General features: G+C 68.4%; 10 protein-coding genes and 1 pseudogene. 7 read left to right on the top strand and 4 right to left on the bottom strand.

Annotation, left to right across the window (positions count from 1 at the left end; genetic code table 11):
* Positions 1–134 precede the first annotated feature (134 nt).
* The gene (locus AC1DU4_RS25360; protein WP_477844590.1) at positions 135–1,058 is read left to right on the top strand and encodes an ABC transporter permease; all 924 of its coding nucleotides are present in this window, start codon (positions 135–137) and stop codon (positions 1,056–1,058) included.
* A gap of 136 nt (positions 1,059–1,194) precedes the next feature.
* Entirely contained in the window at positions 1,195–2,028 is an 834-nt protein-coding gene (locus tag AC1DU4_RS25355; RefSeq protein WP_477844588.1) for an IclR family transcriptional regulator, read from the top strand.
* A gap of 22 nt (positions 2,029–2,050) precedes the next feature.
* Here AC1DU4_RS25355 and AC1DU4_RS25350 read toward each other — a convergent pair whose 3' ends face one another.
* The 3 genes from AC1DU4_RS25350 to AC1DU4_RS25340 form a co-directional block, all read right to left on the bottom strand.
* Positions 2,051–2,809 carry an HAD-IIA family hydrolase gene (locus tag AC1DU4_RS25350; protein ID WP_477844592.1) on the bottom strand — a complete coding sequence of 253 codons (759 nt, stop codon included), beginning with the start codon at positions 2,807–2,809 and terminating at the stop codon, positions 2,051–2,053.
* A 334-nt stretch (positions 2,810–3,143) separates the two neighbouring features.
* On the bottom strand, positions 3,144–3,617 hold the full coding sequence (locus AC1DU4_RS25345; protein ID WP_477844586.1) for a VOC family protein: 474 nt from the start codon (positions 3,615–3,617) through the stop codon (positions 3,144–3,146).
* Between the two features lie 92 nt (positions 3,618–3,709).
* Positions 3,710–4,258 (bottom strand): C40 family peptidase, encoded by a 549-nt coding sequence (locus AC1DU4_RS25340; RefSeq protein WP_477844584.1) that lies wholly within the window; start codon positions 4,256–4,258, stop codon positions 3,710–3,712.
* A gap of 211 nt (positions 4,259–4,469) precedes the next feature.
* Here AC1DU4_RS25340 and AC1DU4_RS25335 point away from each other — a divergent pair, with 211 nt between their 5' ends.
* From AC1DU4_RS25335 to AC1DU4_RS25315, 5 genes are all read left to right on the top strand, one after another.
* Positions 4,470–4,811, top strand: a complete 342-nt coding sequence (locus AC1DU4_RS25335; protein ID WP_072846181.1) for a YidH family protein — start codon at positions 4,470–4,472, stop codon at positions 4,809–4,811.
* A 126-nt stretch (positions 4,812–4,937) separates the two neighbouring features.
* Positions 4,938–5,945 carry a glucose-6-phosphate dehydrogenase (coenzyme-F420) gene (gene fgd, locus AC1DU4_RS25330; protein WP_072846182.1) on the top strand — a complete coding sequence of 336 codons (1,008 nt, stop codon included), beginning with the start codon at positions 4,938–4,940 and terminating at the stop codon, positions 5,943–5,945.
* Positions 5,946–6,030: 85 nt separating this feature from the next.
* Positions 6,031–6,624 carry a suppressor of fused domain protein gene (locus AC1DU4_RS25325; protein ID WP_072846183.1) on the top strand — a complete coding sequence of 198 codons (594 nt, stop codon included), beginning with the start codon at positions 6,031–6,033 and terminating at the stop codon, positions 6,622–6,624.
* A 44-nt stretch (positions 6,625–6,668) separates the two neighbouring features.
* Positions 6,669–8,768, top strand: a complete 2,100-nt coding sequence (gene pta, locus AC1DU4_RS25320; RefSeq protein ID WP_477844581.1) for a phosphate acetyltransferase — start codon at positions 6,669–6,671, stop codon at positions 8,766–8,768.
* Complete coding sequence (locus AC1DU4_RS25315) at positions 8,765–9,955, top strand: acetate kinase (RefSeq protein WP_477844579.1); 1,191 nt, start codon at positions 8,765–8,767, stop codon at positions 9,953–9,955. The genes pta and AC1DU4_RS25315 overlap by 4 nt, the downstream gene beginning before the upstream one ends.
* Before the next feature lie 7 nt (positions 9,956–9,962).
* On the opposite strand, the pseudogene AC1DU4_RS25310 reads toward AC1DU4_RS25315, so the two are convergent.
* Positions 9,963–10,293: pseudogene (locus AC1DU4_RS25310) on the bottom strand (peptidase); the annotation flags it as partial.

Below are 10,293 nucleotides of genomic sequence, written 5' to 3'. Positions count from 1 at the left end.
GTCTTCTCTCGCGACGTCCCGGTGATCCTCGGCATCGTCATGGTCTGCGCGGTGTTCATCGTGGTGATCAACGTGATCGTCGATGCCACCTACGGCTACCTCAATCCTCGCGTCCGCGTCTGAAAGGCCTGACCATGATCAGCACGACCGCTGCTGGGGTGACACGTCCGCCCAATCGCTTCGTCCATTTCTGGACCACCAGTCGCCCGCTCCGTTTGCTGCGGAGCAACCGGATGGCGATGGTCGCCTTGGGATTCCTCGTCGTTGTGATGCTGCTGGCCGCGTTCGGCGGCCTGCTCGCACCGTACGATCCGAATGCGCAGGATTTGTCGAACAGCTTCGCCCCGGCCGACGGAGCGCACCTGCTCGGGACCGACCTGTACGGCCGCGACAATCTCAGCCGACTGCTGGATGCAGCGTCGGTGACCTTCGCGGCAATCGTTCAGGCCGTCGGCGTCGCCGCGCTGTTGGGAATCCCGTTCGGGTTGCTCGCCGGGTTGCTCGGCGGCGGGGTGGGGGCGGTGCTGTCGCGGATGTCCGACGCATTGCAGGCGCTGCCGCCTCTGATCCTGGCCATCGCCATCGTCGGTATCCTCGGCCCGGGGCTGACCAACGCGATGCTCGCCATCGGTATCGTGCTTGCCCCGTCACTCTTCCGCCTCGCTCGCGGAGCTGCCGAGTCGGTGGCCACAGAAACCTACATCGAGGCTTGCCGGGCGCTGGGATGTTCCCAGTGGCGGCTGCTGTGGCGACATGTGCTGCCCAACGCCGCATCACCGATTCTGGTGCAGCTCACATTTTCTGCCGGCGTTGCCATTGTCGCCGAAGCATCGTTGAGCTTCCTCGGTCTCGGCGTACAGGCACCGCAGACATCGTGGGGCAGCATGCTGCGCGATGCGTTCAACAGTGTCTACACCGATCCGACCGCCCTCATCGCTCCCGCGGTCATGATCGTTGGCACCGTTCTTGCACTGTCCACGTTCGGCGACGGTCTGCGCGACGCTCTCGAAGGCACCGGCACCACCCGCAAGATTCGGCTGCTCACTCGGAACAGGTGACATTCGGATCCGAGTTCTGTTGCAGGGGAAGGGAGATGCCCGATGGACCGATCCACGAAGTCGCTGTTGCGGCAGGTGGAGCGGGGTGGAAGCCGCATTGCCCTGCCGGTGCGGTGTCGACGCTGAACGGACTGTGATGAGAAACGCTTCGGTTCTGGGGTTGGCCACCGTCGGCTCCCCCTATACTGCCGGGGTGAAAGCCCCGGTCAGCGACGCTAGTCGCCCGCAGTACCCGATCGAATCCGTGGACAATGCAATGCGAATCCTGTTGTTACTGGGTGAGCGTCGCAGTATCCGTCTCACCGAGGTGAGTGAGTACCTCTCTGTTGCCTCGTCTACCGCGCATCGCCTGCTCGCGATGCTGCAGTACCGCGGGTTCGTTCGGCAGAGCGAGGGGGCGAAGACGTACGAGGCCGGCCCGGCGTTGACGACGATCGCGTTCGCGGTGCTGCGGCAGAGCGATGTGCGTGCCCGGCTTCACCCACTCCTCGAACGTCTTTCGGTCGAGTTGGGTGAGACGGTTCATCTGGGTCGTCTGGACGGGACGACGGTGACCTTTGTCGATTCGATCGAGAGTCGTCAGGCGGTCCGAGTGGGGTCCCGATTGGGCATGTCGATGCCTGCGAGTTGTACCTCGTCGGGCAAGGCGTTGCTCTCGTTGCACAGCAACGAGGTGTTGCGGGAGTTGTATCCGTCGCAGACTCTCGAGGGGCTGACGGAGAAGTCCATCACCAAGCGATCGATTCTGCTCCGTCGGATCGCCGAGGTTCGCGAGGATGGTTATGCGACCAGTATGGGGGAGAGCGAGGCGGGGGTGGCCTCGGTGGCGGTTCCGCTGGGTGAGTATGCCTCTGCGCGGTATGCGTTGAATGTGTCCACTCCGGGGGATCGGATGACGCCCGAGAATCGGGTGGAGATCGTGGCGGCGCTGCGCCGGTCCGCGGATGAGGCTGGGGTCTATTTCCTCTGACCGTATGGCCTGAGCGGTTGGTTCAGAACGGATCCTGGGTCCGTCCAACGAGATCGGCCACCGAGTTCAGCACCAGCGTCGGGCGGTAGGGGAACAGTTCGACGGACTCACGCGTGGAGATCCCGGTGAGTACCAGGATGGTCTGCAGTCCCGCCTCGAGGCCGGAGACCACGTCGGTGTCCATCCGGTCGCCGATCATCAGGGTGTTCTCGGAGTGCGCACCGATCGCCCGCAGCGCCGAACGCATCATCAGCGGGTTGGGCTTGCCGACGTAGTACGGGTCGCGTCCGGTGGCCCGGGTGATCAGTGCCGCGACGGCGCCCGTCGCGGGCAGCGACCCGTCGCGAGACGGCCCGGTGGCGTCGGGGTTGGTGGCGATGAACCGGGCGCCGCGCTCGACCAGCCGGATCGCGGTGGTGATGGCCTCGAAGGAGTACGTCCGGGTCTCGCCCAGCACCACGTAGTCGGGGTCGTTGTCGGTGAGCACGTAGCCGATCTCGTGCAGCGCGGTGGTCAGACCGGACTCGCCGACCACGTACGCGCTGCCACCCGGCCGCTGGTTGTCGAGGAACGTCGCGGTGGCCAGCGCCGAGGTCCAGATGGACTTCTCGGGGATGTCCAGGCCGGAGCGCACCAACCGGGCCCGGAGGTCCCGCGGGGTGCGGATGGAGTTGTTGGTCAGCACGACGAAGGGCGTTCCCGCGGCCTGCAGTTCGGCGAGGAACTCGTCGGCGCCGGGCACCAGGTGTTCCTCGTGGACCAGGACGCCGTCCATGTCCATCAGGTAGGTCCAGTTGGCGGGGGACTGCTGCTCGTCGCGGCTCACGGGTCAAGTGTGCCGCCTGGTCGGGGTTACCGACCAGTCCCGGAGGTCGTGTGCCGCGTCACGGTGGTCGCGGCTGTGTCGCGAAAGGACTGCGCAGCGAACAAGGACTTGGGCCGCGAGAACGACCGTCCACCGTGAATTGAGAAGGTACGACACGCCGAATGTGTACGAAACGCGGAATCGGTACGGATTCCGCGAGTTGTACCGAAACGGTGAGTCGTACCTTTTCGAGTCAGGGCCGGGAGGTGTTTTCGGAGAGGGCCGAGACGGAGCGGGCCGACGGAGCGGGTCAGTCCTGCTCGTACGCCGTCCGGATCACGTCGATGTCGATCTTGCGCATCTGCATCATCGCCTGCACGGCTCGTTGCGCGCCGGCGGTGTCCGGGCCGCCGATGTACTTCTCGAGGTCGCTCGGCACGATCTGCCAGGACACCCCGAAGCGGTCCTTGAGCCAGCCGCACTGCGACTCCTCGCCGCCGTCGGTGAGCCGGTTCCAGTACTCGTCGACCTCGGCCTGGTCGGCGCAGTCGATCTGGAAGGAGATCGCCTCGGTGAAGTGGAACGCCGGGCCGCCGTTGAGGGCGGTGAACTCCTGGCCGTCCAACGTGAACGCGACGGTCAGCACGGTGCCCGCGGGCATCGGCATGCCCTCGGAATAGCGGCTGACGGCGCCGATGCTCGAGTTCTTGAAGACGGACGTGTAGAACTTCGCGGCGTCCTCGGCCTGGGTGTCGAACCACAGGCACGGCGTGATCTTCTGCATGATGGTCGGTCCTCTCGGTCGGTCGAGTGGGTACATCGATGTAGACCAGACTCGCGGGCCGAACTCATCGCGGCCAGAGCGCGGGCAACTCGTCAGAAGCGGCGGATCTGGTTGATCGGCGGCAGTTCCGACAGCGGGGTCAGCCCGACCGGCACGCCGGCGCCGTACGCGTTGAGCACCTGGCCGAAGCCCGCGTAGATGCCGACATGGTCGTTGGCGGTCCGGAACGTGACGATGTCGCCCGGCGCCATCGCGGCGAACGGGATCGACGCGCCGACCCAGGCCTGGTCCTGGCTGACCCGGGGCAGGTTCACGCCGGCCTGGCGGAAGGCCCACTGTGTCAGGCCTGAGCAGTCCCAGGCATTCGGCCCGGTTCCGCCCCACAGGTACGGCTTGCCGGTCTGGGTGGTGGCGGCGGCCAACGCGATCAGCCCGGCGGGGCTGGAGATGGGCAGTGCGAAGTCCGAACTTCCGGACCCTGTGGAACTGCCGGACCCGGAGGAGCTGCCCGCGCTGCCGGACGAGGGTTGCGCGAACGCGGGTGCGGCAGGCAGGGCCACCACGCAGGACGCCAGTGCGGCCGCGACGAAGGTCCGGCGGAGGTGCCTGGTGCGGCTTCCGCTCACTGTCGATGGGGTCACGTGGATGTCCTCCTGGCCGGCGTCGAGTAGCGGTCAGTTGTTAGATAACAATTCGACCGCGGAGTGTTACAGATCACTCACCGCGTCGACTCGGTCGCCCGGGCGCCGGCCGTGACGGCAGAGGGTCTTGGATTTCGGCAGGTACTACGCGGCGCTCACGGGCAGGGTGTTGTGCCACGCGTTTGGCGACCTGCGGTGCGAGGATGGCCGAGTGGTGGAACCGGACCGGCCCGACGAACGATTCACCCTCGCGAGCGAGCGGACTTTCCTGGCCTGGATGCGGACCTCGCTCGGACTCCTGGCGGGCGGCATCGCGATGGTGCACCTGGTGCCGGAGTTCAGCACCGGCTGGGTGCGGACCTCGCTGGGCCTGGTGCTGCTGGCGTTGGCGGTGCTGGCCGCGCTGGTCGGCATGCGGCGCTGGTTGCAGGTGCGCAACGCGCTCGAACGCGGCGCCCCGATGCCGGAGGCGAAGGACCTGTGGCTGTTCGCGGTCGTCATCGCGCTGGTCGCGGTGGCCGCCGTGGTGGTGACCGTGCTCGGTGCCGTCTGAGTTCGGTGTCGCCGATCGAGACCCGGCGGACCGACGGCCGGGTCAGCGTGATTGATTTGTTGTAACGGCCGTCACGGCACGGCATCCACTTCGGTGTTTCCACAGCAGTTTCCAAGAGGAGGAACGGTGGCTCTCAAGCTCGGGTACAAGGCGTCCGCGGAGCAGTTCGGCCCGCGCGAGCTCGTCGAACTGGCGGTGTCTGCAGAGGCGCACGGCATGGACTCGGCGACGGTCTCCGACCACTTCCAGCCGTGGCGCCACAACGGCGGTCACGCGCCCTTCTCGCTGTCCTGGATGACCGCGGTCGGCGAGCGAACCACGACGCTGCAGCTGGGCACGTCGGTGATGACCCCGACGTTCCGGTACAACCCGGCGGTGGTGGCGCAGGCGTTCGCGACCATGGGCTGCCTGTACCCGGGCCGCGTCATGCTCGGCGTCGGCACGGGCGAGGCGCTCAACGAGATCGCCACCGGCTACCAGGGCGAGTGGCCCGAGTTCAAGGAGCGCTTCGCGCGGCTGCGCGAATCGGTGCAGCTGATGCGTGCGCTGTGGACCGGCGAGCGCACCGACTTCGAGGGCGAGTACTACCGCACCACCGGCGCCTCGATCTACGACGTGCCCGAGGGCGGCATCCCGGTCTACATCGCGGCCGGCGGACCGGTCGTCGCCCGGTACGCGGGCCGCGCGGGCGACGGCTTCATCTGCACCTCCGGCAAGGGCATGGACCTCTACACCGAGAAGCTGCTGCCCGCGGTCGCGGAGGGTGCGGAGAAGGTCGGGCGCGACGTCGCCGAGATCGACAAGATGATCGAGATCAAGATCTCCTACGACACCGACCCCGAACTGGCGCTGGAGAACACCCGGTTCTGGGCGCCGCTGTCGCTGACCCCCGAGCAGAAGCACAGCATCGAGGACCCGATCGAGATGGAGGCCGCGGCGGACGCACTGCCGATCGAGCAGGTCGCCAAGCGCTGGATCGTCGCGTCCGACCCCGACGAGGCGGTCGAGCAGGTCAAGCAGTACACCGACGCGGGCCTGAACCACCTGGTCTTCCACGCGCCGGGCCACGACCAGCGCCGCTTCCTCGACCTGTTCCAGCGCGACCTGGAGCCGCGGCTGCGTGCATTGGCCTGACCCAGGCGCGTGCATCGGCCTGACCCAGGCGCGTGCATTGGCCTGAGCCAAGTCGGCGGCGGGTGGATCACTAGGCTGGTCCCTCATGGACGCCAAGGAATCCGCCCGCCGCATCGGTCTCGTCTTCGGCGAGGCCACCCGGGTGCTCAAGTTCCGAAATGCCGTCGACCCGGAGGCCGCGGAGGGGGAGGGCCCCGACGAGGTGACGATTGCGGTCGGCGACGGCTGCCCGGGGCCGGGGTACGCGTCCTACTCGACCCTGGACATGGCACGCTTCCCCACCAATGTGACCACCGACGACGGCTCCCAGATCCGCACCGAGCTGGTCACCGTCGGCCGCGCCGACTACCGCCCGCTCGCGGACGTGCTGGCCCGCTGCGCCTTCGCGATCGCGACAGGCTCGTTCCATGTGACACCGAACTGCATCATCCCCAACGCGGTCCGCGAGGTGGACCCCGACGCCGCGATGCGACACGCCCTGCTGGTGGCCCCGTTCATCTGGCCGGACCTCGAGATCCTGGTCGAGGACGACGACGGTGTCACCACCTGGCTGCAGGCCGTGCCGATCAGCGACAGCGAACTCGACTTCGCGTCGAACAGCGGCCCGGACGCGCTGTTCCGGCGGCTCGAGGCGGCCGGCGCCGACGTCTCCGACATCAACCGGGCACCGGTGGTCTGACCCACCGGACTGCCCTCCGTCGGCCGCGACACTAGGCTCGGGCCATGGCTTCCGGTGAATCGGCACTCTCGAGCATCTACATCGCCTCTCCGGAAGGGGACACCGGAAAATCGACGGTCGCACTCGGCGTGCTGCAGATGCTCGCCGGCAGTGCCGCCCGGGTGGGGGTGTTCCGGCCGATCGCCCGCTCCACCGAGGAGCCGGACTACATCCTGGAACTGCTGCTGGCCCACACCACCGCGGAGCTCGGCTACGACGAGTGCCTCGGCGTGACCTACGAACAGGTGCACGCGGATCCGGAGCTGGCGATCAGCGAGATCGTCGCCCGCTACCACGCGGTCGCGCAGCAGTGCGACGCCGTGGTGATCGTCGGCAGCGACTACACCGACGTGGGCAGTCCCACCGAGCTCGGCTTCAACGCGCGCATCGCGGTGAACCTGGACGCGCCGGTGCTGCTCGCGCTCCGCGGCTCCGAACGCACCCCGGAGGAGGTCCACAAGCTCGGCGAGATCTGCGCGTCCGAGTTGCGGGCCCAGCACGCGCATCTGGTCGGGGTGGTGGCGAACCGCTGCGACCCCGAGCGACTCGACGAGGTCACCGAGGCGCTGGCCCCGCTGGGTGTGCCGGCGTGGAGCCTGCCGGAGGTCCCGCTGCTGGTGGCGCCGACGATGGACGAGCTGCTCACCGCAGTCGACGGCGAGATGTACAGCGGCGACAGCGAACTGCTGCAGCGGGAGGTGCTGCAGGTGATGGTCGGCGGGATGACCGCCGAACACATCCTCGAGCGGCTCGCCGAGGGCATGGTGGTGATCGCGCCCGGCGACCGGTCCGACGTGCTGCTGGCCGTCGTCAACGCGCATGAGGCGGAAGGCTTTCCGTCACTGGCCGGGATCATCATGAACGGTGGCCTGCGCCCGCACCCGGCGGTGGCGAAGCTGATGGCCGGACTGCGGCCGCGGCTGCCGATCCTGCAGACCACGCTCGGCACGTTCGACACCGCGTCGGCCGCCGCCCGCACCCGTGGCCGGGTCGCGGTCGGATCACAGCGCAAGGTGGACACCGCGCTGAGTCTGATGGAGCAGCGGGTGAACTCGACGGAACTCCTGGCCAGGCTCGAGGTGGCGCGCCCGGAGGTGGTGACGCCGCAGATGTTCGAGTACCAGCTGATCGAGCGGGCCCGAGCGGACCGCAGACACATCGTGCTGCCCGAGGGCAACGACGACCGGATCCTGCGCGCCGCCAGCCGGCTGCTGCAGCGGCAGGTGGCCGAGCTGACGATCCTCGGCGAGGAGGGCCCGGTGCGCCGCCGCGCCGCCGAACTCGGCGTGGACCTGGCCGCCGCGACGGTGCTGGACCCGAGGGACTGTGAGTACACCGAGGAGTTCGCCGCCGAGTACGCCCGACTTCGGGCGCACAAGGGCATGACCCTCGAACGTGCCCGAGAGGTGATGACGGACATCTCCTACTTTGGAACGATGATGGTGCACAAGGGCATTGCCGACGGAATGGTCTCCGGCGCCGCGCACACCACCGCGCACACCATCCGCCCGTCCTTCGAGATCGTCAAGACCGAGCCCGGGGTGTCGACGGTGTCGAGCATCTTCCTGATGTGCCTGGCCGACCGCGTGCTGGCGTACGGCGACTGCGCGGTGGTGCCCGACCCGACGGCCGAACAACTCGCGGACATCGCGATCTCGTCCGCGCGCACGTCCGCGCAGTTCGGCATCGACCCCCGGATCGCGATGCTCTCCTACTCCACCGGCGACTCGGGTTCGGGCGCGGACGTGGACAAGGTGCGCACGGCCACCGCGCTGGTCCGTGAGCGGCGGCCGGACCTGTTGGTGGAGGGTCCGATCCAGTACGACGCCGCGGTGGAACCGACGGTCGCCAGCGCGAAGATGCCGGGCTCGGACGTGGCGGGCCGGGCCACCGTCTTCGTCTTCCCGGACCTGAACACCGGCAACAACACCTACAAGGCGGTGCAGCGCAGCGCCGGCGCGGTCGCCGTCGGCCCGGTGCTGCAGGGACTGAACAAGCCGGTCAACGACCTCTCCCGGGGTGCGCTGATCGAGGACATCGTCAACACCGTCGCCATCACCGCCATCCAGGCGCAGGGCCAGTCCGCGAAGAAGGGGGAGTCGTGAAAGGCTCTGTCCTGGTTATCAACTCGGGGTCGTCGTCGATCAAGTTCCAGCTCGTGGACCCGGACGCCGGGGACGCCGTCGCGGACGGCATCGTCGAGCGGATCGGCGAGCCCGAGGGGCTGGTGAAGCTGCGGCACGGTGGCGTCGACACCGAGCACCGCGGGCCGATCGCCGACCACTCCGAGGGGCTGCGGCAGGCGTTCTCGATGCTGGCCGAGGTCGGGCTGGACCTGGCGTCCGCGGGCATCGCCGCGGTGGGGCACCGGGTGGTGCACGGCGGCGAGGTGTTCTACCAGCCGACCGAGATCACCCCCGAGGTGCTCACCGAGATATCCCGACTGTCCGAGCTTGCGCCGCTGCACAACCCGGCGAACGCGACCGGAATCGAGGGCGCCATGCGGGAACTGCCCGACGTGCCGCACGTCGCGGTCTTCGACACCGCGTACTTCCACACGCTGCCCGCGCGGGCCCGGACCTACGCCATCGACCGGGACGTCGCCCGCGAGCACTCGGTGCGCCGCTACGGGTTTCACGGCACCTCGCACGAGTACGTCGCCGGTCAGGTTGCGGCGACGCTGGGGCGGGACCTGGGTGAGCTCAACCAGATCGTGCTGCACCTGGGCAACGGCGCGTCCGCGTCGGCCATCGAGGGCGGCCGGGCCGTCGACACCTCGATGGGCCTGACCCCGCTCGAGGGCCTGGTGATGGGGACTCGCAGCGGCGACATCGACGCGGGCGTCGTGACCCATCTGCACCGCAGCGCCGGGATGGACGTGGAGGAGATCGACGCCCTGCTCAACCGCCGTTCCGGGCTCAAGGGTCTGTGCGGGGTCAACGACTTCCGCGAGCTGCGCCGGTTGATCGACACGGGCGACGCCGACGCGGTGCTGGCCTACGACGTCTACGTGCACCGGCTGCGCAAGTACATCGGCGCCTACCTGGTGACGCTCGGCAGGCTCGACGCGATCACCTTCACCGCCGGTGTCGGGGAGAACGTGGCGGAGGTGCGGGCCGACGCGTTGGCCGGGCTCGCCGGTCTCGGCATCGAGGTGGACCCGGACCGCAACACGGCGAAAGACCGTGGTGCCCGATTGATCTCGACCGACGACTCGGCGGTGGCGGTGCTGGTGGTGCCGACCAACGAGGAGCTGGCCATCGCCCGCGCCGCCCTGCGATTCGCCCGGTAGCGGCCCGCTACCTCGCGACCCGCTCCCACATCTGCAGGTAGGCCTCCGCGCCGCGGCTCAGGTCCTCGACGAGCTGGTCGCCGTCCGCACCCGCGACCAGGCGCGCGTCCGCGATCCAGTCGGGGATCAGCCCGTACTGCGCGACGCCGTCGGTGTTGATGTCGAACACGCGGTCCCCGGTCCGCTGGCGGTCCATCACGGTGCCGCCGTCGAACGTGGTGAACGGGTAGCGCAGCGGGTTCTCGGCGGCGTCCTCGCGGGGTGCGACCTGCGGTGCGAATCCGTTGGTGTCGGCGCCGAAGCCGAAGCCGAAGTAGTAGTTGTCGCTTCGCTGTGCC

It is taken from the genome of Rhodococcus sp. P4_F5 (assembly GCF_056401315.1).
This window is presented reverse-complemented; position numbering and strand designations above follow the sequence as displayed.

Excerpts from the sequence above, each read along its gene's own strand:
- AC1DU4_RS25345 (WP_477844586.1), bottom strand. The coding sequence starts at position 3,617 with ATGCAGAAGATCACGCCGTGCCTGTGGTTCGACACCCAGGCCGAGGAC.
- AC1DU4_RS25350 (WP_477844592.1), bottom strand. The coding sequence starts at position 2,809 with ATGGACATGGACGGCGTCCTGGTCCACGAGGAACACCTGGTGCCCGGC.
- AC1DU4_RS25355 (WP_477844588.1), top strand. The coding sequence starts at position 1,195 with ATGAGAAACGCTTCGGTTCTGGGGTTGGCCACCGTCGGCTCCCCCTAT.
- pta (WP_477844581.1), top strand. The coding sequence starts at position 6,669 with ATGGCTTCCGGTGAATCGGCACTCTCGAGCATCTACATCGCCTCTCCG.
- AC1DU4_RS25325 (WP_072846183.1), top strand. The coding sequence starts at position 6,031 with ATGGACGCCAAGGAATCCGCCCGCCGCATCGGTCTCGTCTTCGGCGAG.
- AC1DU4_RS25360 (WP_477844590.1), top strand. The coding sequence starts at position 135 with ATGATCAGCACGACCGCTGCTGGGGTGACACGTCCGCCCAATCGCTTC.